15 protein-coding genes and 1 tRNA gene are annotated in these 22,821 nt (G+C 61.3%); 9 read left to right on the top strand and 7 right to left on the bottom strand.

Features of this window, described 5'->3' with window-relative positions; all coding sequences use genetic code 11:
• Positions 1 to 2 precede the first annotated feature (2 nt).
• The 4 genes from ACYQ2I_RS17085 (at position 3) to ACYQ2I_RS17070 (ending at position 5,871) form a co-directional block, all read left to right on the top strand.
• Positions 3 to 2,099, top strand: a complete 2,097-nt coding sequence (locus ACYQ2I_RS17085) for a right-handed parallel beta-helix repeat-containing protein (protein WP_460168243.1) — start codon at positions 3 to 5, stop codon at positions 2,097 to 2,099.
• A gap of 223 nt (positions 2,100 to 2,322) precedes the next feature.
• Positions 2,323 to 3,348: an arabinan endo-1,5-alpha-L-arabinosidase gene (locus tag ACYQ2I_RS17080; RefSeq protein ID WP_460168242.1), complete on the top strand. Its 1,026-nt coding sequence runs from the start codon at positions 2,323 to 2,325 to the stop codon at positions 3,346 to 3,348.
• A gap of 195 nt (positions 3,349 to 3,543) precedes the next feature.
• Complete coding sequence (locus ACYQ2I_RS17075; RefSeq protein ID WP_460168241.1) at positions 3,544 to 4,521, top strand: DNA-methyltransferase; 978 nt, start codon at positions 3,544 to 3,546, stop codon at positions 4,519 to 4,521.
• Positions 4,522 to 4,584: 63 nt separating this feature from the next.
• Positions 4,585 to 5,871, top strand: coding sequence for a uroporphyrinogen decarboxylase family protein (locus ACYQ2I_RS17070; protein WP_460168240.1), 1,287 nt, complete (start codon positions 4,585 to 4,587; stop codon positions 5,869 to 5,871).
• Between the two features lie 102 nt (positions 5,872 to 5,973).
• Here the strand turns inward: ACYQ2I_RS17070 and ACYQ2I_RS17065 are convergent, their stop codons facing one another.
• The 3 genes from ACYQ2I_RS17065 to ACYQ2I_RS17055 all read right to left on the bottom strand — a co-directional run bounded on the left by ACYQ2I_RS17065 (position 5,974) and on the right by ACYQ2I_RS17055 (position 8,852).
• On the bottom strand, positions 5,974 to 6,420 hold the full coding sequence (locus tag ACYQ2I_RS17065; RefSeq protein WP_460168239.1) for a transthyretin-like family protein: 447 nt from the start codon (positions 6,418 to 6,420) through the stop codon (positions 5,974 to 5,976).
• Between the two features lie 176 nt (positions 6,421 to 6,596).
• On the bottom strand, positions 6,597 to 7,595 hold the full coding sequence (locus ACYQ2I_RS17060; RefSeq protein ID WP_460168238.1) for a DUF1559 family PulG-like putative transporter: 999 nt from the start codon (positions 7,593 to 7,595) through the stop codon (positions 6,597 to 6,599).
• Positions 7,596 to 8,075: 480 nt separating this feature from the next.
• Positions 8,076 to 8,852 (bottom strand): sugar phosphate isomerase/epimerase family protein, encoded by a 777-nt coding sequence (locus tag ACYQ2I_RS17055; RefSeq protein ID WP_460168237.1) that lies wholly within the window; start codon positions 8,850 to 8,852, stop codon positions 8,076 to 8,078.
• 230 nt (positions 8,853 to 9,082) lie between these two features.
• Between ACYQ2I_RS17055 and ACYQ2I_RS17050 the strand changes: the two genes are divergently transcribed.
• Complete coding sequence (locus ACYQ2I_RS17050) at positions 9,083 to 11,692, top strand: hypothetical protein (RefSeq protein WP_460168236.1); 2,610 nt, start codon at positions 9,083 to 9,085, stop codon at positions 11,690 to 11,692.
• 117 nt (positions 11,693 to 11,809) lie between these two features.
• Here ACYQ2I_RS17050 and ACYQ2I_RS17045 read toward each other — a convergent pair whose 3' ends face one another.
• Complete coding sequence (locus ACYQ2I_RS17045; RefSeq protein WP_460168235.1) at positions 11,810 to 12,670, bottom strand: ThuA domain-containing protein; 861 nt, start codon at positions 12,668 to 12,670, stop codon at positions 11,810 to 11,812.
• Positions 12,671 to 13,046: 376 nt separating this feature from the next.
• Here ACYQ2I_RS17045 and ACYQ2I_RS17040 point away from each other — a divergent pair, with 376 nt between their 5' ends.
• Positions 13,047 to 14,525, top strand: coding sequence for a sulfatase family protein (locus tag ACYQ2I_RS17040; RefSeq protein WP_460168234.1), 1,479 nt, complete (start codon positions 13,047 to 13,049; stop codon positions 14,523 to 14,525).
• Positions 14,526 to 14,639: 114 nt separating this feature from the next.
• Complete coding sequence (locus ACYQ2I_RS17035) at positions 14,640 to 17,915, top strand: UvrD-helicase domain-containing protein (protein WP_460168233.1); 3,276 nt, start codon at positions 14,640 to 14,642, stop codon at positions 17,913 to 17,915.
• A gap of 208 nt (positions 17,916 to 18,123) precedes the next feature.
• On the opposite strand, the gene ACYQ2I_RS17030 is transcribed toward ACYQ2I_RS17035, so the two are convergent.
• Positions 18,124 to 19,530: a cytochrome-c peroxidase gene (locus ACYQ2I_RS17030; RefSeq protein ID WP_460168232.1), complete on the bottom strand. Its 1,407-nt coding sequence runs from the start codon at positions 19,528 to 19,530 to the stop codon at positions 18,124 to 18,126.
• Between the two features lie 501 nt (positions 19,531 to 20,031).
• Between ACYQ2I_RS17030 and csrA the strand changes: the two genes are divergently transcribed.
• Both csrA and ACYQ2I_RS17020 read left to right on the top strand, forming a co-directional pair.
• Positions 20,032 to 20,232, top strand: coding sequence for a carbon storage regulator CsrA (gene csrA / locus ACYQ2I_RS17025; protein ID WP_460168231.1), 201 nt, complete (start codon positions 20,032 to 20,034; stop codon positions 20,230 to 20,232).
• Between the two features lie 192 nt (positions 20,233 to 20,424).
• Positions 20,425 to 20,499 (top strand) — tRNA-Glu (locus ACYQ2I_RS17020).
• Here the strand turns inward: ACYQ2I_RS17020 and ACYQ2I_RS17015 are convergent.
• A complete protein-coding gene (locus ACYQ2I_RS17015) occupies positions 20,481 to 21,089 on the bottom strand; it encodes a tyrosine-type recombinase/integrase (RefSeq protein ID WP_460168230.1) in 609 nt (202 codons plus the stop codon). The genes ACYQ2I_RS17020 and ACYQ2I_RS17015 overlap by 19 nt on opposite strands.
• Positions 21,090 to 21,120: 31 nt before the next feature.
• The gene (locus ACYQ2I_RS17010; RefSeq protein WP_460168229.1) at positions 21,121 to 22,710 is read right to left on the bottom strand and encodes a class I SAM-dependent methyltransferase; all 1,590 of its coding nucleotides are present in this window, start codon (positions 22,708 to 22,710) and stop codon (positions 21,121 to 21,123) included.
• Positions 22,711 to 22,821: the final 111 nt, after the last annotated feature.

The following is a 22,821-nucleotide window of genomic DNA, read 5'->3' as shown; positions in this document are numbered from 1 at the left end:
CCATGCAATCGATGAAACACGCTCATCGTTTCGACACGTTTGCCGCCTTCCTGCAACAGCGGTGTTGCCGAACGCCGCTGGTCGTCTTCCGTGCGATCGGACCATTTGTCGCCTGGGCGTTCCTCCTGTGCGGAGCGGTCTCGGCCGCTGATTGGTGGGTCGACGCGAACACGACCGCCGAGGGTGACGGCTCACGCGGAAAACCGTTCGCAACCATCCAGGCGGCCGCCGAAGTCGCCATGCCCGGCGACACGATCCACGTGTTGCCCGGCGTGTATCGTGAACGGGTGATGCCGCCACGCGGCGGGGAACCGGGCAAGCCGATCGTCTATCGCAGCGAAGTCCGCCACGGCGCGATCGTCAAGGGATCCGACGAGTGGACACCCGCATGGCGCAACGAACAAGGCGGGCTGTTCTCGGCGGAAGTCGATCCGACGATGTTCACCGACACCGGCTACGTCGACGGCGGCAATCCGTATCGTATTTCGTACGATTGGGACCAACAGCGAAACAACCGTCCCCCCTATCCATTCAAAAAAGTCGACTGGACGCTCGGTCAGGTGTTTGTCGACGGCCGCCCGCTGCGGGAAACATCGTCGCACGACGAGCTTGTCGCAGCGCCCGCCTCGTGGCGATACGATGCCGAGACGAACCGCATTTGGATCCATCTGCAAGGCGACACTCCTGCGGCGCACTTGATCGAACTCACGACTCGCCGCGGCGTGTTTCGACCGTTGAAAAAAGGGCTAGGATACATCGAGGTCCGCGGCTTCGTGTTCGAGCACTGCGGAAACCAATTTCCGGCCCAGTTCTGGCAAAAGGCTTCGAATGCGCAAAGCGGAATGGTCGGCACGCGCGGCGGGCATCATTGGGTCATCGCCGACAACATCATCCGCTACGCGAAGTCGGTCGGACTCACCTTCGGCGTCAGCGGCGGCCGATCGCACTCCGTCTACGACAACGAACGGCCCGCACAAGCCGAACCCGACCGCGAACAGTCCGGCTTCCACCGCATCGAGAACAACATCATCTGCGCAAACGGAGCCGTCGGTGCGATGGGATGCGGTCACCGCGACGTCGTCATCCGCCGAAACCTCTTTTTCGACAACAATCGACTGCAAAACACCGCCTACGAAACCGGCGGCATCAAGACGCATCAGGCCTTCGGACTGCGCATCGAAGAGAACTGGTTCGTCGACAACCGCTGTATGGGCGTGTGGCTCGACAACACCTGGCGCAATTGCCGCGTGTCTCGTAATATCTTCGTCAACAATCGTGGACGCGGCTTGTTCCTCGAAATGGACGACAACACGCCCGAGACGGCGTGCCTGGTCGATTGCAACGTGTTCTTGAACGGACCGCCGCGTTTCAACCCCGGCGGCAAGCCGGACGAATCACAGACGATCCCCACACGTCCCTGGTCGGTCGGCATCTACGGCCACGATGCCGACGGCGTCCGTTGTGTGCGGAATTTGATCGCCGGAAGCGGCTACGGATTCTATTTCCGCAAGATTACCAATCGCAAAGGCGGGGCGGCGTACATCGAGGCCGCGGGCAATTTGTTGGTGGGCGACTTGACGGCCGTCTGCCTTCCCGCCGATCACCCTCCGACCGCGCACCACAATCGCTTCGACGCGAACGTTTACCCCGGAAGACCGTCGGACGTCCGGTTCGCGTTGACGGCCTGGTGCGGCGATGCGGGGCAGAAGTTGCCCGAGCTGCTCGAACGAATCGAAGCGACAATACGCGGTCGGGGCGACGATCCGATTCCGTTTGCGAATCCCGGACAAGCTGCCGACGGTTATCGCCTGACGATCGACCAATGGCGGCGCCTGACCGGTTTCGATGCGCACAGCGTCACGGCGTCGAGCCGATGTCTTGTGGATCGTAAAACCTGGCAGTTGACGCTGACGTTGCCCGACGAAGCCGCCCGCGTTGCTGTTCCTCGCGATCCTCGCGTGACGGTCGACATGCTCGGAAAGCCGTTCGCAGGCGACGAACCGCCGGGACCGTTTGCCGGTTGGAAGGGCGGAACGGCCGTGTTTGCGTTGCCCAAACCGCCCCTCGAGGCGGCTGCGGCTTCGCCTCACGATCGTTGATGTTCATCCTGCGGGCTTCTGAATCGCCCCGGACGCACCGACAAAGCAAAGTTGCCGCCTCGCCGCTCGTTCGATCTGGGCGATCGATCGCTCCGCGTTCGCGACCTGCGTTTCGCCCGGTTGCGGCCCTTTCGGCGTCGAATCAGAATAGGGCGACGATCATACCGTGGGCAGAGGTTGTCCCATCGGCGGTTTTCGCAAACAAGTTGTGGGGGATGGTCGAATGCACTTGCGCTGCGTGTTGCATCTGTGCACACCGGGAATCTTGTGGGTAGTGTTTGCCGGATTCACGCCCGTCGTTGCCGAGTCGCCGGGCGGCGTGCTGATCGGCGGGCCCGACCCGACGGCGGTGGCGATCTCGCGGGAAACGCCCGAAGGAACGAAGTACGACTATTACGCGGTCGTCACCGGTCGCGGGATTCCGATCTTGCACTCGACCGACTTGAGGTCGTGGGAGCCGGTGGGGCGCGTCTTCCCCAAGGCGGTTCCTTCCTGGGCCGCCCGCGAAGTGCCCGGCAGTACGGGAATCTGGGCGCCCGATCTCAGTTTTCATGACGGTCTGTATTACCTGTACTACTCTGTTTCGACCTTCGGCAGTCAACGCTCGGTGATCGGGCTGGCCGTCAACAAGGCGATCGATCCAAACGATCCCGACTATCGCTGGATCGACCGCGGGAAAGTAATCGAATCGCTCCCCGGCAAGTGCGACTACAACGCGATCGATCCGAACCTGGTCGTCGCCGACGACGGTCGGTGGTATTTGTTCTTCGGTTCGTTCTGGTCGGGGTTGAAGGCGATCGAACTCGATCGGACTTCGGGCAAGCCGAAAGCCGATGCGCCGCTCGTGCCCGTGGCGTCGCGGCCAAACCATCCGACGCACGCCATCGAAGGCGCCTACGTGATTCGCCGCGGCGAATACTACTACTTGTTCGCCTCGTGGGATCGCTGCTGCGACGGTGCGAACAGCGATTACAAGGTCGTCGTGGGCCGGTCGAAAAACGTGCTCGGCCCCTACGTCGATGCCGCGGGCCGCCGGATGCTCGACGGCGGCGGAACAGTCGTGTTGCAGGGCGACCGGCGATGGAAAGGCCCCGGTCATAACGGCATCGTGCACACGCGCGAAGGATGGTGGATGATCCACCACACCTACGACGTGCGGCATCTGGACCGACACCGCATTCTTCAGGTGCGACCGATGCGCTGGACGGAGAACGGTTGGCCCTTAGTCGGCGATCCGCTGGTCGAATGAGTTCCGACGTGAGCCGAATACCTCCTCCGACTCGTCGGCGCGTTGGGGACGCCTCTCCCGGTGTTTTCATGCCGGAAATGCCGTACCGACAGCTTGCGCGAAGGCACGCTTTCGGGTATGCTGTCAGATGGTGTCCCCCGCCCGACCGCATGGTCGGGTTTCGGGAGTCTCGGATTGCACCGCCGAAACAGGAGCGTGAATCTTCGAGCAGCCGACAACATCGGCCGGAGCGACTGCATGGCGCTGAAAGAAAACGCCGTCTACTGCATGGATTGCATCGAAGGGATGCGTCGCCTGGAGGACGGCGTCGTCGATCTGGTGTTTGCCGATCCCCCCTTCAACATCGGCTACAAATACGACGTGTACCCCGACCAGCGCGACGACGAAGAGTACCTCGATTGGTGCCGCGAATGGACCGGCGAAATCTGTCGCGTCCTCAAGTCCGACGGTACGTTCTGGCTGGCGATCGGCGACGAATACGCCGCTGATTTGAAGGTGATGATTCAGCGGGAACACCGGATGGTGTGTCGAAGCTGGGTCATTTGGTATTACACCTTCGGCGTGCACTGCAAGAAGAACTTCGCGCGTTCCCACACGCATTTGTTTTACTTCGTCAAGCATCCGAAACGCTATACGTTCTTGCCGGATGAGATCCGCGTACCCTCGGCTCGGCAACTGGTCTACGGCGATTCGCGTGCGAATCCGACAGGCCGATTGCCCGACAACACGTGGATTTTGCGGCCGCAAGACGTCGTCGACGGATTCGGTCCCGAAGAAGACGTGTGGTACTTTCCGCGGGTATGCGGCACGTTCAAAGAGCGGACGGGCAGGCACGGCTGTCAAATGCCCGAGCAGCTCTTGGGCCGCATCATCAAGGCGTGCAGTCGCGAGAATGAATTGGTCCTCGATCCGTTCGGCGGCAGCGGGACGACGCCCGCAGTCGCCAAGAAGCTGAAGCGGCGGTACCTGGCGTTCGACATTTCGGAGAATTACGTCCGACTGATGCAGGAACGCCTGGATGCGATTCGTCCGGGCGATCCCCTCGAGGGATCGGAAAATCCGCTGACCAGCGTCCCGAAAACCGCTGAAGGGCGGCGACTGGATGCGGTTGAGCCGAAGCCCAAACGACGCAGAATCGTCCGCCGCAAGGCGAAGGCGACCGACAACGGGTGACGCCGTTCTGCCGAGTCACGGACCGAGGCCTGGACGTTCAAACATCGGAGGGGGACTTCTGTTATGGCCTCGACGTCGCGTCAACGTGTCGAACAGGCGATTCGCCACGAAGAACCGGACATTCTACCGCTCGACCTCGGCGGCACGCCCGTCACGGGCATGCATGTGACCAGCGTCTACAAGTTACGCCAGGCACTCAAGCTCGATCCGCCGGGAACGCCGGTGAAGGTCGTCGAACCGTACCAGATGCTCGGCGAGATCGACGAAAAATTGATCGATGCTTTGGGGGTCGACGTCGTTCCGCTGGGACGACGCAAAAACATGTTCGGCTTCGAAAACAAAGATTGGAAACCGTGGACCTTTTGGGACGGCACGCCCCTGTTGGTCCCCGGCGACTTCAACACCGAACCCGAACCCAACGGCGACCTGTTGATGTATCCCGAGGGCGATCGTTCGGCGCCGCCTTCGGGACGAATGCCCAAGGACGGCTTCTATTTCGACACGATCGTGCGCCAAGAGCCGATCGACGACGACAAGCTCGATCCGAAAGACAACCTCGAAGAATTCGGGCCGATCGACGACGACGAGTTGCAATACCTGGCGACCGAGGCCGATCGGTTGTACCGCGAGACCGACAAGGCGATCGCCGCGAACTTCGGCGGAACGGCCTTCGGCGACATCGCCTTGGTGCCGGCTCCCTTCTTGAAGCACCCCAAAGGCATTCGCGACGTGGCCGAGTGGTACATGAGCACCGTCACGCGGATCGACTACGTCCGCGAGGTCTTTCGCCGACAATGTGAGATCGGCATCGAAAATCTCAAGCGAATCTACGAGGCGGTGGGCGATCGGGTGTCGGTCGTGTTCGTCACCGGGACCGACTTCGGCACGCAGGACGGCCCGTTCATCAGCCCCAAGGCCTACCGCGAGCTGTACAAGCCGTTTCACCGGGCGGTCAACGATTGGGTCCACGAGAACACGCCATGGAAGACGTTCATCCACTCGTGCGGATCGGTGGTCGCCTTCATCGACGACTTCATCGAGGCGGGGTTCGACGTGCTCAACCCGGTGCAGTGTTCGGCGGCGGGGATGGATCCGCAAACGCTCAAGGCCAAGTACGGGGACCGCATCACCTTCTGGGGCGGCGGCGTCGACACGCAAAAAACGCTTCCTTTCGGCACGCCCGACGATGTGAAACGCGAAGTCGAAGAACGCATCGCGGTCTTTTCGCCCGGCGGCGGATTCGTCTTCAATTCGGTGCACAACATTCAGGCCCAAACACCCGTCGAAAACCTGTTGGCCCTGTACGAGACGGTGAATCGCTGCCGCGGATTGCCGTTTCCTGCTGCGTAATCTCGATGCCGATGCCAAATAAGAACGCCCGCGCGTCGCGTGTACGTGCGGGCGTTTGCTCGTTTCATGCCGTCGAATGAGAATCGACGACCGTTTCAAAGATCATGACTGCGGACCGGACGACTTCAACTCGATCGTCACCGGTTCCATGCCCGGCTGCACGTTGATCGTAATCCCGGACGTTTTCGGGCTGGCGTAGAGAGGAGGCGTTTCGTACTCGATGGGCACGATTTCGCCCTCTTCCACCGGCGGGGCATTGGGGTTTTCTTTTTCTTTCGTGACAGCCACGGCGCACATCCCCACCTGGACGCCGTCGCCGGGTTCGTAGGTCTGCAGGACGAAACGGCCCTGCGCATCGGTCACGCCGGTCGCGGGCCTTCCGCCTTCCTGCGGCTCAAACAGTACGGTCGCCCCTTCTAACGGCTGTCCGTCGAGCGTGACGACACCTTCCAGCGGCGTGAGCTGAGGTCCTTTCTTGCCGCATCCGGTCAAGGAAAGTCCTCCGACCGCCGCCAACACCAAAGTGAAACTTGCCACACGATGAATCATCGTCGTATGTACCTTTCTTTCGCGTCGAAAAAAACTTGCGTCTACACGCGAGACATCCCGATTCGGCACGTATTCACGCACCAAAGACACGCCCGCACGGGATCCCGAACGTCGCCGAAGCCGGAAGCCCTGTGCGGTCCGGCTTCGGCCTTTCGGAGGTGGAGTTTCCCCGAGCGTTACGGAATCTTGGCCGTGTGGCCGTCGTCTTTTCCGCCGAGATACTGGAACGTCCAGTGGTCGATCGTCTCGGGCAGGAAGTGCACCGATCCGTCGCCGAACAGGAAGTTCGCACCACCGGGGTGCTGCGACTTGAAGCTGAACTCGGTGCTCCAGTTCGCATACCAGTGGCAGGGCCCCTGCGACTGATCTTTGAAACTGGTGTCGTAATTGATCGGATAGATCGTACTGATCATTCCTTGGCCGTTACTGGCATGGGCCCATCCACGCTGGACAGTCTTCGCCGAGTCACCGCGAATCTCGCCGACGAAGATCGTGTTCGACGTTCCGTCGAGAATATCGGCCATGCGGGCGCAATAGTCACGTCCGCGGCGGGTGAACGGACCCGCGGGCTTCTTGTCGCTGGTACTCAAGGCATACGTGGCCCACGCGGCACGCTCGGGGCACCTCCCGGCGGGGTTATCGCCGGTAAGCGTCGGCCCCTTCGAAGCTGCGTAGCTGAACAAGGCCAAATTGTCTTTCGGTACGGGACCGACGTTCTCGTCATTGCGGTCGGGAGCCGCGTCGCTGGGACATCGGTACACCGAGATGATCGTCCCGGCGATGTACGGCGGTTGGCCGCTGACCGGCGTCGTGAACTGTTGGAACGCATACGCGTCGATCGGTTTGAACTGCTGGTAGGTTTGGTTTTGCTCGACGTAAGGCAACAGGTGCAACAACATCGAGCCGCGATTCTTCGCGAAGTTCGCGGCACTGACGTTGTTCGTGTACCACAGACCACCGGGCGGGAACACGCCCAAAGTATCGTGGTAGTTGTGTAACCCAATGCCGATCTGCTTCAGATTGTTCGTGCATTGGGATCGACGAGCCGCCTCGCGGGCCGCTTGCACGGCGGGCAACAGCAAGGCAATCAAGATGCCGATGATGGCGATGACGACCAACAACTCGACGAGCGTGAAGCCGCCTTCGCGTCGGGGGGACAGTGAACGGATGCGCATGGACGAAACCTCCGATAACAAGAAAAAAGAACAACCGGCGACGAATCGACGCGTCGACCGAAAGGGGATCTCGTTAGGAACGCGATCGGCAGGATCGCCTCCGCGGCGAACGAGAAGGCTCTCTTAAGGGGATGCCCAACCTCACCGTATGCTCAGTATACACCTCCTCGGTGCGCGAAATCAAATATTTTGATCCTGTATTCTTTTCATGGCACGCCGAGAAAAGGTGTCACATTATTTTGTTGGTTTTTGGTTCCTTGCGGCTCCGAGAATGGAGTCCGGCACGTTGAGGAACGAACAACAAGCCAAAAAGAACACGCATACGCAGTATTCGCGCAACTCCTACCAAAGTGGGCGAGCCGGCGACGCACGAAGTTCGCCGCCAATCGCAGATTCCGGAAAAACGCCGCCACGTCGTTGTCCACGCGCAGCGCGCCCCGGTACATCGCAGTCGCAGTTTGCATTGACCACAATGCAACATCAAAACCGCTTCAGATACGCGACCGCCTCGCGCAATTCCCCCTCGACTTGCGAGGTCACCGTTTGAACGGCGAAGTAGCCGCGATAATCGTGCTCTTCGAGAAGCCCGAGCACTTCCGCCGGATCGAGGTCGCCCTGCCCCAAAGGAACTTGACGTTTGGCTCCTAATCCGCGCGTGCCCGATGCGTCGGTCAGGTGAACATGAAAGATGCGATGTCCCACCTCGCGGACCGTTTCGGCGGGATCGTGTCCATGGACGGCCAGGTGCGCCGTGTTCAGATCGAGCCCGATCGCTCCTTCGGGCAACTCGTCGAGAATCGGCTTCCAATCGACGCCCGATTCTTGGCCCGTCTCGCCCAACAGCGCCGCACCGGCACGTTCGGCATGCCGAGCGAGATCATGGAGCACCTCGGTGAGTATTGCGCGGGCGGGATCGTCTTCGGGCGGAATGTTTCCGAGGCGATTGATGACCTTGCCCGCGCCGAGTTGATAGGCGATCTCCATCGCCAGTTTCGTGCCGGCGATCCGTTCTTCGATGCGGATCGGGCTGTCGTAGCCGTACCGCGTGGGAAAGCGGACGGCCGACACCTGCAAGCGGCGGTCTTCGAGGATTTTTCGGACTTCGCGGACGGCCGTGCGTCCGAACTCCTCGGGGCGCAAAGGAGGCGTCAGCGGAAAGACGACCGCCTCGGCGCCCGACTTGGCCGCCAGGTCGATCGCCTCGCGCAACGGCAGTTTCGTACTTTCCAAGTCGACCGAGGTTTTGATCCGCAGCATGTCTGCCTCGTGTTCCCGGGTGCCGACGACGATACGTTCCGATGCACACTCCGCCGCGTTCGGCACACCGCCGGAAAAGGCCGATTTTGCTGAACACACAAAAAACACCGCCCCTAACGAAATCGGGCGACTTTTCCGACGCGCACGGCCGATAGCCCCCAATGAGGAAGCGTGCGCGCTCTCCGCAGTGACGGCCGTTTTTGTTGTCCATCCGTGACGCGGCTTTGTCGATGCATTTCATCTTACCCCTGTTGCTGGTCTTCGCGAATACCGGGCAGGCTCCTGCGCATCCCGAAGGGGCCGTCGAGGTCTACCATTGCGCCTTCGATGAATCTCGCGACGTGAACTACGACACCTGGCCCGACGAATGGACCCGCCGGACCGGGGACGGCTACCCCGCCTATCTCAAGATCGAAATCGTCGACGAACCTTCGCCCGAAAGCGTCCGCAGCTTACAGGTGCGATTGGACGGCGGCGCAGCGGCCATCTACACCGATGCGATTCGAGTCTCGTGGATGTTCGGTTACGTTGTCGACGTGTGGGTGAAAACCGAGGAGTTGAAATACGACTCGGTGTTCATCTCGGCGAACGTCGTGGATGCCAAAGAGACCCCGCTACAGAGTTTTCACTCAGCGGCCGTTCGGCAGACGGACGGCTGGCGGCGACTGCGGCTGGGACCGTTCGAATTCGACGATGAAAAGGCCGACCGCATGGTGTTGGGGCTGCACGTGGTTCCCGGTTCGCGGGCGGACCTGACCGGGCGGGTGTTGTTCGGCGGCATTTGGGTCGGACGCGTGCCGCGGCTGTCGATGAGTTTGAACCAACCGCGCAAAGTGTACCTGATGCCCGCCGACATCGAACTCGAGGCGAACGTCGCGGGCATCGACGCCCGAACGAAAGAAATCGATTTCGAGGCCGTCGATATTCTGGGCAACGTCATTGCAGCAGAAACCGTACCTTTGGATTTGGAACCCGCGTTTGCACACGGCGAGCTGACGTTGGATCCGACGCTGCGGGAACATCCGCCCATGCTGGGCACGGCGAAGTGGAAGCCCTCTTTCGACGAACCAGGATATTACCGGCTGACGGCGGCCTTGCGAGCGCCCGATGGAACGACGTACCGGCGGCATGTCGCCTTGGCGGTCATCGAACCGGTACCGATCCCTTCCGACGGTGAGTTCGGCTGGTCGTTTACTGCGCAACCGGCCCGCATTCCCTTGCGCGAATTGGCGTTCTTGATTGCCAACTCGGGGGTTTCGTGGATCAAATACCCGGTATGGATCGATGATCAGACGCCCGCCGACGCAACAAACGATCTGGCCGATTTCGTGTCGCGGTTGGTGGCCCAAGGAATCATGGTCGTCGGTGAGTTGTGCGATCCGCCGCAAAGCGTGCTCGACGTGTTCGGGCACGGTACACCGCCGCTTGCGGCCGAAGTGTTTTCGGCGGAACCGGAAACGTGGTATCCGTCGGTCGAGTGGACGCTTTCCCGCTTCGGTACGCTCATCAATTGGTGGCAAGTGGGGCACGATCACGACACCAGCTTCAACGGCTATCCGCACGTCGTCGACCGGTTGGCCCGAATCAAAGAGACCTTGGACAAGGTCGTCTACGACGTTCGTTTGGGCATGGCGTGGAATTGGATGGCCGACCCTCCCGACAACGAAGGCAAGAAGGTGTGGCGTTTCCTCTCGTACACCGCCGACCCGCCGCTGACGGCGTCCGAGCTGGAAACCTATCTGCCGCATGTCCGGTCGACGCAACATGAGACCTGGACGGCGATCGATCCGCTCGACCGCGACGGTTATCCGCTGGAAGTGCGCGTGCGCGACCTGGTCGAGCGAATGATGGCCGCCAAGATGAACGGCGCCGATGTCAGCTTCCTTGTGGATCCGATCAACAATCGACGAGGGTTGTTCCTGGGCGATGGGACACCGACGGAGCTGTATTTGCCGTGGCGCACGACCGCCTTGGTGCTGAGCGGTTGTCGATACGTCGGCTCGATGCGGTTGCCGGGCGGGTCTGAAAACCGCATCTTCCGTCGAAAGGATCAGGCCGTGATGGTCTTGTGGAACCGACGCCCGACCCTGGAGGAGCTATATCTCGGCGAAGACGCACGTCAATTCGACGTCTGGGGCCGAAACCGCCCCATCGAGACGCACGAAGGCCGGCAACGCGTCGTTGCCGAACCCTTGCCGGGATTCGTCGTCGGCGTCGAGCTCCCTTTGGTTCAGTGGCGGCAATCGTGCCGACTCGAGTCGGACAACATTCCCAGCGTGTACGGTCGTCCGTTCTTGAACAAACTGATCTTCACCAACGGATTCAACCAAGGTGTGTCGGGCACCGCCCGCATCGTCGCCCCCGAAGGCTGGATGATCGAGCCGGCGGTGATTCCCTTCAAGCTGACCGAGCAGGAACAGGCTGTTCAACCGATCACGATCACGCTTCCTTACGATGCGACGTCGGGACGGCAACCGATCCGCATCGATTTTCTCGTGCGGGCCGAACGCACGTATCGATTCAGCGTGTTCCGCCATATCGACGTCGGGTTGGGCGATATCTATCTCGAAGTCACTACCCACCTGAACGCCGACGGCGAGCTGGAAGTCGAACAGCATTTCGTCAACGACACCGCCGTACCGGTGAGCTTCCGCTGCGAATTGTTTGCTCCCGACCGACGCCGCATGACGACCACGATCACCGAGCAGGGAACCGGGCGCCGGGTGACCATCTTTCGCTTGAGCAACGGACAAGAGTTGATCGGCAAGACGCTTTGGTTGCGGGCGGAAGAAATCGGCGGACCGCGAATTCTCAATTATCGCTTTCGCGCCGTGCCGTAACGCATTCAAAAAAACTGTCGCGGCGCAAAACGACACGGCGACCGGCTCGATGGCCGATCGCCGCGATCGCGCGTGAATTGCGAGTCTGATCACCCCGAAGCAAGCGGGGCTTCTCGGCTACTTGGCCAACTGATTGGCACCGGGGCACACTTCTTTCAAATTCGGCACCGGATCGAAGTCGACTTCGCCCAACGCCCAGGCGAAGGCGGCGACGATGATTTGCCGCATGACGTCGCTGGTCCACACGTCTTCCCGATGGCCGAGCGAGGTGTAGAAGACGCGGCCTTCACCGTACTTCTTGGCCCAGGTGGCGGGGAAGGGCGGCCGATTGTACGGCTGGCCTTCCATGCCTTCGGTCTCTTGCACGAGGATCACGTGCATGTCTTCGGCGATGTCTTTCAGCGTGTACCACTCTTCCAGCATGCGGATCGACTTACCGAGCTTCTCCAAACCGGGGAAGCCGGGCACGACGGTGTTCGTGGCCTCTTGCTGCTTTCCGTGGCCCGCAAAACGACCGCCGATCATCTGCGTGTAGGGCGAGACCGGGCCGGGGCCGCCGGTCGCGTCGGTCGCGGCATGGAAGCCGACGACCGGTTTTCCGGCTTTCACGGCATTCAAGAAGTTTTCCAACCCCTTTTCGGTGACCGGTACGGCGTTGTCAGCCTTGCCGGGCTTCAACCAGTCGCCGGTCGCGTACAGGGCGATCGCGTCGTATTGATCCAGGTCGCCGTCGAACACGCTGCCGTCCTTCGAGCAAACGACCTCGACGCCGTATTCTTTACCGAGATCGGTAAGAACCTTTTCCGAGAAAGCCAGTTCGCCGTCCTTACGAGCGACGACCGAGTGTTGGAAGCCCGCCGACCGCGTGTAATACAGCACCTTGTACGGCTTGCTGAACGAGGCCTTCGCGAACCGGAACGGAAGAGCCGACAGCACGGCCGCCGCACCGGCGGTCGCCAAGAATTCACGACGTTTCATTTGCGTATTCTCCGAAAAACGAGGATCGAAGCGACGTAGCGTTTCGGCACAGCGAGTACCCTCTGCCCTCGACCGTTCCGGCGCGCTCGGCGCGCACGGACAACGGCATGCGCGGGCATCCGATGCTTTCCAAGATAGTCCGCGCCGAAGCCGCTGCCAAGGGAAAGTTGCCGCGCCGTCCCATTTTGCAATGTCACCGCAAACCACCCCAACGGGCCTCGGCGAGTGGCGACCCGCGGCGGTTCGTGTATACTACCTTTCCGAGCAGACGCCGACGTTTTATGCAGCCCGGTCGGCACGTCGGAATCCTGCAAAGTTGCGTTTCCCCGGTCCCGAGAGGGTCTCGTTGTTGCACCAGGTTGGAGGTATCCTCGCGATGTTTTCTTTGCCAGCACTGACCATCCTTTTGGGAATGGCGGCCGCGCCGGCCCCGGCCGAAGCCGCATCCCCCGAGCGGCCCAACGTGGTCTTCATTCTTACCGACGACCAGCGGTGGGACGAATTGAGCTGCGAAGGTCACCCGTTCCTGAAAACGCCGAATCTCGATCGAATCGCGGCCGAAGGCGCCCGCTTCAAGAACATGTTCGTCACGACCTCGCTTTGTTCGCCCTCGCGGGCGAGTTTCATGTCGGGGTTGTACGCCCATACGCACGGCGTGATCAACAACTTCACCGATTATCCTCGCGACTTGCCCAGTTTTCCGCGGCAATTGCAGTCCATCGGCTACGAGACGGCATACATCGGCAAGTGGCACATGGGCGAAGACGATGATTCGCCGCGCCCCGGCTTCGACTATTGGGCCAGTCACCGGGGGCAGGGCAAGTACTTCGACAACGAGTTCAACATCAACGGCAAGCGGGTACAACTGAAAGGCTACTACACACACCGCGTGACCGACCTGGCAATCGACTGGTTGAAGCGGCCGCGCAACAAGCCGTTCCTGTTGTGCCTGGGGCACAAGGCGCCGCATACGCCGTTCACCCCCGAACCGAAGTACGAACACATCTACGATCATGTCGATATCCGCTATCCGCAATCGGCGTTCCAACTGGAAGGCAAGCCCGAGTGGGTGAAGGAGCGGTTGATCACGTGGCATGGAATCTACGGCCCGTTGTTCGGATTCCGCGAAAAATTCCCCGATACTCGCCCCGAAGCCGTAGAAGACTTCGCCCGCTTCGTCCGGGCGTACACTGCGACGATCAAGTCGGTGGACGACAGCGTCGGCCGCATCCTGAAAACGCTTGAAGAGATGGGCGAGCTGGACAATACGCTCGTGATCTTCACCTCGGACAACGGTTTCTTCCTGGGCGAATACGGCATGACCGACAAGCGGACGATGCACGAACCGAGCATTCGTGTGCCGCTGCTGGTGCGCTATCCGCCGCTGGTCAAACCGGGCACGATCGTCGACGAAATGGTTTTGAACATCGACATGGCTCCCAGCGTTCTCGACATTTGCAACGCGCCGCCGTTGCCCAAGGTGCACGGTATGTCGTGGAAACCGCTGCTGGAAGGCAAAGACGTCGATTGGCGCAAGGCCTGGTACTACGAGTACAATTACGAAAAGCAGTTCCCCTACACGCCCAACGTCCGCGGTGTGCGGACGGATCGTTTCAAGTACGTCCACTATCCGCATGGTGACGGCGGCCCCGATCGCCACAAGGCCGAACTGTACGACTTGAAAAACGATCCGTACGAGCGGCACAACCTGATCGACGATCCCGAGTACGCCGACGTGCTCGCCCGGATGAAGAAACTCTTGCACAAACTGCAAGAAGAAACCGGCGCCCTGCCCGATCGCATGCCGATCGACGAAGGCGTGAAGACGGAACTTCCTGAAGAGTCGATTCGCTGATCGCGCCGACTCGCATTCCGGCCGGCACCGGCCGCGGCGCGCCTTGATGTGTCGCGGCCGATCTTGCATCTTATCAGCGTGAACGACGGCTCCGACTCGCCCGAGGGACTGCCGATGGTTTCCAAGACGGGGCAGATGGACAACCTGGTGATTCGTGCTTCCGCCGGAACCGGCAAGACGTACCGACTGAGCAACCGGTTCTTGCGCATCTTGGCCGACGGGCATCCGCCCGAATCGATCTTGGCGGCCACTTTTACCCGCGCCGCCGCGGGGGAAATCCTCGATCGGGTGATCCGCCGGTTGGCCGAGGCTGCGGCCGACGCCGACAAGGCCGCCGAACTCGGCGAAGCGATCGGCGTTTCCCTCACCGAAACGACCTGCCGCGCCCTGCTCCGCACGGTTCTTGCGAAGCTGCATCGACTGCAAGTGAGCACGCTCGACAGCTTCGCCGTCCGCATCGCCAAGGCATTCGAACTCGAGCTGGGACTTCCGCCCGGTTGGCAGATTCTCGACGAAGTGACGCTCGAATCGCTGCGTTACGAGGCCGTCGCCCGCGCGCTGGCTTACGATTCCCCCAAGAACATGGCCGCCTGGATGGGCCTGCTCGACAAGGGAAAGACAAAACGGGGCGTGGCGCGTCAATTGAACGAGTTGGCGAAGGCAATCTACGAGCGGGTATTCCTCCGTTGTGCCCCCGACGCCTGGGACGTGTTGCAGCCCCGCAAGGCGCTCTCGCAAGCCGAGATCGACCAAGCGCTCGATTCGCTGCAAAGATTGGCGGACACCGATCTTGCAAACAAGCGTCTCAACACGGCCATTAAAAAGGACATCGAAAAGATCACCGCCGGCGACTGGGCAAGACTCCTCACGACGGGCTTGGCCCCCAAAATCCTGGCCGGTGCCGGTTACTTCAACAAACCGATTCCCGACGAGGTCGCCGTCGTCTATCGGCCGCTCATCGAGCACGCCTTGGCGTTGGAAATCAATCTGGTGGTCTCGCAAAACCGGGCCACGCGGGAACTGTTGGCCCGCTTCGATCGTGCCTTTCGTGAAGTCAAGCAGGATGCCCGCGGGGCGTCGTTCAGCGACGTGACACGCATGTTGGCACACGCCCTGGAACAGGGGCAGGGCTTCGTTTCACGCGATCGGGTCGGTTATCGCCTCGACGGTCTGGTTCGGCATCTGTTGTTGGACGAATTTCAAGACACCTCGCCGGAACAGTGGCGCGTGCTGCGTCCGTTCGCAGAACGCGTGTGTTCCACCCACGACGGCAAGCATTCCTTCTTTTGCGTGGGCGACGTCAAGCAGGCGATTTACGGCTGGCGAGGCGGCGTCGCCCGCATCTTCGACCTGATCGACAAACAGCTTCCCGGCCTGGCGGGGGAATCCCTCGAGAAAAGCTACCGTTCCGCGCGACCGATCATCGAATTGGTGAACACCGTATTCGGCGATTTGCCGGGCAACAGAACCATTCGACAACAAATCGAGGGCGACACACCGGACAAGGCGGCCGCCTTTCAAGCATCGGTCACGGCGTGGCACGAACGTTTCCGCGAGCACGATACCGCCCGCGACGACCTGACGGGCTACTGGTGCCTGAAGACTTTTCCGCTGCCGACCGACGACGAAACCGACGTCGACGTGCTGATTGCCGCCACGGCTCGCGAAGTCGCGGAATTGCGCGAGAAGGCCCCGAGCGCTTCGATCGGGGTGTTGATGCGGGCGAACGAGCACATCCCCGCAATCTGCCGTCGGCTGCGACGGCTCGGCATTCCCACCAGTCAGGAAGGCGGAACGCCTTTGAGCGAATCGTTTGCCGTACGTTTGATTTTGGCGGCTTTGCAACTGTCGGAACATCCGGGCGACACCGCCGCGGCGTTCTTGACGGCCCATTCCGAGCTGGCCTCGTTGCTCGGTCTGGCCGACTATCCCACGCTCACGAAATCGGAACAGGAACGACGGCGGAATCGTGTGTCGTTCGAAATCCGCCGCAAGATTCAGCGCGACGGCATGGGATGCACGGTGCGCGATTGGGTAACCGCGCTTGCGCCGCATGTCGACAAGGGCGACCAGGCAAGCCTGAAACGACTCCTTGAACGCGCCTACCGTTTCGACGCCGAAGGTGGCCTCCATGCCGACGATTTTCTCGACCAGATCGACGCCGAAAAGATTGCCGACCCGTCGGCCGCCGTCGTGCGCGTGATGACGATTCACAACTCGAAAGGCCTTCAATTCGACGCGGTCATCCTGCCCGACTTGGACCGGTCGTTGCTCGGACGCCCGGACCGGGTCATGTATCGTGAAAACGACGACGGAAGCGTCGTCGAGGTCGCAACACGGTACGTTCGAAGCGAGCTTCAGCCGCACTTGCCCGACAAGCTGCGAGCGGCCATCCGCTGGAAACTGGCCGAAAATATCACCGAGGCGTTGTGCGTGCTTTACGTGGCGATCACGCGGGCGATCCGTTCGGTGACGATGCTCGTTCGCCCGACCGTCGTGGAAGACGAAAACGGTCGCATCGAATCGATCAAACAGCACGGCAGCGCCTCGGACTCGGCGGCGGCCATTTTGGCGTCGGCGCTGGCACGCGACGTTCCCCGCACGCCCGATGCGTTGTTGTGCGAGGGCGGCGATCCGAAATGGTACGGCACTTTGCCGCCGGAACAACCACCGACCGACGCGCCGACCGCGCCCGCAGTCGTCCGCCTGCAACCGTCCCGCCGCGTGCGGGAGCTGGAAGGTTTTTCGCCGTCGCATCTCGAAGGCGCGGGCACGAAACCGCTTGGTGCGTACATCCAGGCCCCCGCCGCAGGTGCCGCGGACCGCGGTACATTGCTGCACGCATGGTTCGAGCAAGTTCGCTTCTTGGACGAAGGTGAACCCGACGAGTCGCTCCTGCGACAAATCGGCGAACGCCTCGAGTTTCCCGCCCATGAGATCGACGACATCTTGCGACAATTTCGGCGGATGCTTGCGCAACCGCTCATTCGCCGCGTGTTGGCCCGCGAAACATACCGCGGCAAGCCGCCCGCCGACCGGCATGAATCCAGCGCCGTCCACGTAACCGACGCCGTCCGAAATCCCCGCTGGGAACTGCGCACCGAATCGGCGTTTTCCGTGCGGGTGGAGGACAAACTCTGCCGCGGCTCGATCGACCGATTGATGATCCTGTTCGACGGCGACCGGCGTGTTGCCGCCGACATCATCGACTACAAAAGCGACGGCGTCTCGCCCGATTCGGGCGACGTGTTCACCGATCGCGTCGAGTTCTATCGGCCGCAACTGGAGGCTTACCGCAAGGCGGCCGCGGCATGGCTGAAGCTGCCCGAAGAAAATGTCTCGATTCGCCTGCTGTTCGTCGGCGCACCGGCGATCGTTCGCTTGGATTGAGAGCCGGCAGCCGCATCCAATGCCCCCTAATTGAAAAGGCCTTGACCGCCGGATGACGGCCAAGGCGTGAGTTGGAGGACGAACGATCGTGCCGCGTCGCCGGTCGCATGCGGTCGGTGAAAAGCCTCGGCTTGTCGGAAGCCGCGTGACCACACCGTCGCCGCAACGGACACGATTGGGGTGAATTACCGGGGATTATGAATTTGCTTTACGGCAACTCGGGCGGTTCGACCGCCGGAATGTCGCCCGACAAGGCTTTCAGGAATTCGACCAGATCCTTCTGTTGTTCAGGCGTGATCTTGGCTTCCCGAACGGTGTCGAACATATCGGAACGGTGCGGGTTGTCTTTTCCACCGGCGGCCATCAAGGCGACGGCCTCTTCCAATGTCGCGGCACTGCCGTCGTGGAAGTACGGTGCCGTGTCGGCCACGTTCCGCAGCGAAGGCACGCGGAACGCGCCGGTATCGGCATCGTCGCCGGTCACTTCCTTCCGACCGATGTCGGGGTTTTCTTTATCCATACCGACGCCCGCGTTGTAGTATTCGTAGCTGCTGAACAACGGCGGTGTGTGGCAGTCGGCACATCCGACTTCTTCGAACAGGTTCATGCCGCGAACCGCCGCTTCCGACATCGCCGACTCGTCGCCGGCCTGATAACGATCATAGGGTGAATTCCCCGCCAAGATCGTGCGTTCGAAAGCCGCTACGGCCTTGGCGAAACCGTCGGCGGTGGGCTCGGTGCCGAACACCTTTTCGAATCGGTCGACGTAGCCGGGAATTCCCTTGAGCGTCTCGACCATGTTCTCCAGCGTATTCCCCATTTCGATCGGGTTGGCCACGGGACCGACGGCCTGCTCCTCCAGCGAGGCCGCGCGACCGTCCCAGAATTGGGCCGGGGCATACGCGGCATTCAGGACGGTAGGTGCATTTCGGCCGCCGACCTGCTTCCCGATTCCCGTGCTGGTGGGCGTGTGTTCAGCCCACCCCTTTTTCGGATCGTGGCAGGTGGCGCACGAAATCGTTCCGTCTTTGCTCATCCGCGGATCGAAGTAGAGCAAGTTGCCCAGCTCGACCTTTTCGGTGGTCATTGGATTGTCGTCGGGTACGGGAACCGGCGGCAATCCGGCTGGAACTTGGATCTCGAAAGGCTGCTCCGCCGCACTTTCAGCCTCACTGGTTTCCGATTCCGCCGATTCGGCCGGCGACTGCTCGTCGGTCGCTTCCGGCGCCGTCACTTCGGCAGGCTCGGCCGCCGATTCTGTTTCCGGCTGTTCCATTGCCGGTTTTTCCGCCTCTTCCGCGGGCGCCGGTTCGGTTTCCTCGGCTTCCGTCGGCTCGGCATTTTCGGGTGCCGTCAACTCGACGGCGGGCTGTTCTTCAGCCGGAGCAGCTTCCTCTGCCGTTTCTTCGGCGGGAGCCGCGGTTTCTTCTTCGGGTGGAAGGCTTTCCAACCGCCACTCGCTGTCGCCGTCGTCGACCGGGGTACCCGTGACCCCTTCGACCGGTGCTTCACTGGGCGGCGGGGTGCAGCCCGTCGTCCACAACGCCAAGGCCAATCCTGCCGCAGCAAGTGTCGCCACATTTCGGCCGAACTTGAACGCCCACATTGATGTCATTGCCGTCACCTGTCTTTCGTTCCCGGAAACAATACGACCATCCTCCACCGCGGCCGCCGAGTGCCGCGCGAGCGAACCTCGGTTGCCCGTTCATTATTGGGAAGCAGCCCCGAAAATCAACACAATTCTCGCTAATCCAGGTGTCCATGTTAGACACGGCGTCCGCGACACTTTGGCAACCGATGCGACGAGATAACCGTGGTACCGAACCATCAATCCTGGGGAGCTAAAGCAGGGTGAATAGGTGAGCTGCGAGGCCTTGCCCCGCAACAGCTTAAGTTGCGACAGGCAGGGGATTTACCCTCAAAAACGAAAAGTCGTCGGGTTGTTCATGCAAGCCCCCCTGAGCGGGCTAGGGTGTTTTCCGTAATCAAACCGTGATTTGCTTGACTGTACGCAAGTTCCGATCTATTCTACAGTACATGTGGTCCGTCTGCGCTCGGCGCGCGGGGGGTGTGTCCCCGGCGTGGTCGATGTCGCTCGCAGCGAAGGATGACGGGTATGTTGGTTCTGTCGCGTAAGAAAAACGAAAGTATCGTCATCAACGACGACATTCGGATCGTCGTTGTCGACATCCGCGGAGACAAAGTCCGTCTCGGCGTGGAAGCACCGAAGGAAGTGCCGGTCCACCGCCGGGAGGTCTTCGAAGCCATCCAGCGGAGCATGGAAAACGCACCGAAAGACCCCGGTCCTTCGACGTGACACCGAAGTGCACACCATCGGAGGGCCGCGGCCCTCCGTTTTTTGTTTCTTGAGGATCGCGAATCGAAAATCGAAACCTTGTGCGCAATACCTCGATCCGAAGGAAGTCACGCCCCTCCCCCCTTGACGATTCCACCTTCGAGGAGCTATATATTTAGATCTTTCGCGGTGGGCGTTTCGCCACTGCATGCTGGCCCCGTCGTCTAGCCAGGTCTAGGACACAGGCCTTTCAAGCCTGCAACACGGGTTCAAATCCCGTCGGGGTCACTTGGGTGTTTTGCAACCCGCAAACTCTTACAAAAGCCGACTGTCGTCGAACCGGCGGAGTCGGCTTTCTGCATGTTCCCAGGCGGTTCCGCCGTGTACTGCGCCGCATTTTGCGCCGCCTTTTCGTAGTCGGAATCGAGCACTTGCAGATAGTGGCGACTTGCCACGGCGCGGCTGTTTCCCATCCACGTACACACCACATGCGACGGAAACCGTTGTTCTAAATCCGTCTGCCTCGACGCTCGCAGGTTGTGCCACAACCTCGGCCACGGTTCCAGCCCCGCCCGCCGGATCGCCGCCAGTAGGCGCGTACGCAGGGTGCCCAGTGTAGTGGTTCGCAACTTCGGCAAGATGAACGTTTCGCCTTCGGAAGCCCGCTCAAGCGGTTCAACCAGCTCCGGGAACAACGGGATAACTCGCGATTCGTGGCCGTAACGTTCCGTTTTGGGGCTTGGAACGCGAAGCCGTTTTTGTTCCCAGTTCACGCAATCCCACGTCAATTCCCGCGGCTCGCTAATCACTCGCAGGCCGCCCCAGCGGGCCAACACGAACAGCAACCGCAAGTCGGGATCGCCGATTTCGCGAAGCACAATCTGGCCCACTGTGCCGTGTATGGCAGCGTTACCTGATGCCCTTGCCGATTTCGACCCACTGGCCCATATCGTCGTCGATCACGCGTGCGGAGGCGACGCCGCTTCGTTCGATGCTGCGGCGCAACTGTTCGGTCGAGACCCGGCGACTTTGGGGCATGCCCAGGTATCTTCCGCCGACGAACGCCACGCCGCCGGGGCGCAACACGCGGTATAGCTCCTTGACGGCCCGAGGCCGATCACTCCAGATCAGCACCGGCCCCACACCGGCTACCAGGTCGAAGCTCTCTGCGGGAAAGGGCAGCTCTTCGATAGAACCGAGGCGGCAGTGCACGCGTCTGTCGAGCCGGGCATCGCGCAGCCGTTGCTGGGCACTTTCGACGGCTTCCTGGGTCGGATAAATCGCTGTGATTTGCAGCTCTGTGCTTTCGATCAAGCCTTGTTGGAGAGCTTGTTCCAGAGCGCCGTCGCTCCGATGGACCAACAGGCAGCGTCCCGCGGTGATCCCATAGTCGGCAACCAGGCGTCCAGCCAGCATTTGCGGTCCGGCCTGGAAATGGCGTGCTGCTTCGGGGGCCTTGGGGCCGACGATCTTGACCCACTGCCCACGCTGCTCGATCACCTCGGCACCCTTGACGCCCGACTGCTCGACAATCTTGCGCAGGCGCTCGGTGCTGATCTTGTGGGCTTGGGGGGCATAGAGATAACGACCTCCCACAAAGGCCACGCCGGTGGGCTTAAGCACGCGATCCACTTCGCGCAGAAACTTGGCGATATCGGGAATGAAGATCAGGGTGCCCCGGCTGACAATCACGTCGGCGAAATCGTCGGGAAACGGCATTTGTTGGGCATCGCCCAGAACGAAGCAGATGCGGTCCGACAGGCCGGCACGGCGCACCGTCTTTTCGAACCGCGGCTGCATCTCGGGATCGATATCCAGCCCGTGGATCGTGAACTCCGAGCGCCGGGCAAGCTCAACGGCCAATTGGCCGGTGCCGCAGCCCACATCGATCAGCACTCCCTGGCGAATCCCGCCAATTTCGCCCAACATGCGCTGGGCCGTCATCGGATAGGTATGGGCCAGTCGGTTTTCCACCACCCACTCATACGAGGCCGCGCTGCGGTCCGGCACGATGGTAAAGCCTGCCTTGGACTGGGACCACAGGCGGTGCGCCTGAGGACTTCCGAGAAAGCGAACCACACGGGCTGTCTCCGGCTCGGCCGTCAACGCCGCGGCGCGCACCGGTTCGAAGGTGGGATACTTCCAGGCGACCGGCCGGGCAGCAGCGCGGCTGCGGACGCCTTCGGGCACTTTTGGGCCCCGCTCCATCCAAACCACCACGCCAGTCACGGCTGTATCCTCTTCCAGGCGACGCGTCAGCTCTGCGATCTCCAGAAACTCCACGCGCAGCCCGACACCGGTAAGCCGTTGGTATTGGTCGAGGATAGCCCGCAAGGGTTCCTCCAGGCGACTGTCGGCCAAAACCATGCAGGTGGACGGTGCCTGCGCCGAAGGGTTGTCGTTCGTTGCGGGTGCGGTGCCGCTCGCCGCCAGTACTATCGCCCCGCTCAGGGGCAACAGGCAAATGCGAGCCAGGCAACGCTGGACGGCAGTCCGCATCGCTGACCACCCAGGTCTCTGTCGGGGAGATACCATTTGCTCGCCCTTCGAATTACCGTGCCTGTTGGAGCAAAACGCCCCATGCGGATGCGACACCGGCCGTCGAGCCGT

This window comes from Thermostilla marina (assembly GCF_054657455.1).
This window is presented reverse-complemented; position numbering and strand designations above follow the sequence as displayed.

Excerpts from the sequence above, each read along its gene's own strand:
- ACYQ2I_RS17030 (WP_460168232.1), bottom strand. The coding sequence starts at position 19,530 with ATGACATCAATGTGGGCGTTCAAGTTCGGCCGAAATGTGGCGACACTT.
- ACYQ2I_RS17080 (WP_460168242.1), top strand. The coding sequence starts at position 2,323 with ATGCACTTGCGCTGCGTGTTGCATCTGTGCACACCGGGAATCTTGTGG.
- ACYQ2I_RS17035 (WP_460168233.1), top strand. The coding sequence starts at position 14,640 with ATGGTTTCCAAGACGGGGCAGATGGACAACCTGGTGATTCGTGCTTCC.
- ACYQ2I_RS17085 (WP_460168243.1), top strand. The coding sequence starts at position 3 with ATGCAATCGATGAAACACGCTCATCGTTTCGACACGTTTGCCGCCTTC.
- ACYQ2I_RS17010 (WP_460168229.1), bottom strand. The coding sequence starts at position 22,710 with ATGCGGACTGCCGTCCAGCGTTGCCTGGCTCGCATTTGCCTGTTGCCC.
- ACYQ2I_RS17045 (WP_460168235.1), bottom strand. The coding sequence starts at position 12,670 with ATGAAACGTCGTGAATTCTTGGCGACCGCCGGTGCGGCGGCCGTGCTG.
- ACYQ2I_RS17060 (WP_460168238.1), bottom strand. The coding sequence starts at position 7,595 with ATGCGCATCCGTTCACTGTCCCCCCGACGCGAAGGCGGCTTCACGCTC.
- csrA (WP_460168231.1), top strand. The coding sequence starts at position 20,032 with ATGTTGGTTCTGTCGCGTAAGAAAAACGAAAGTATCGTCATCAACGAC.
- ACYQ2I_RS17050 (WP_460168236.1), top strand. The coding sequence starts at position 9,083 with ATGCATTTCATCTTACCCCTGTTGCTGGTCTTCGCGAATACCGGGCAG.
- ACYQ2I_RS17065 (WP_460168239.1), bottom strand. The coding sequence starts at position 6,420 with ATGATTCATCGTGTGGCAAGTTTCACTTTGGTGTTGGCGGCGGTCGGA.
- ACYQ2I_RS17070 (WP_460168240.1), top strand. The coding sequence starts at position 4,585 with ATGGCCTCGACGTCGCGTCAACGTGTCGAACAGGCGATTCGCCACGAA.
- ACYQ2I_RS17040 (WP_460168234.1), top strand. The coding sequence starts at position 13,047 with ATGTTTTCTTTGCCAGCACTGACCATCCTTTTGGGAATGGCGGCCGCG.
- ACYQ2I_RS17055 (WP_460168237.1), bottom strand. The coding sequence starts at position 8,852 with ATGCTGCGGATCAAAACCTCGGTCGACTTGGAAAGTACGAAACTGCCG.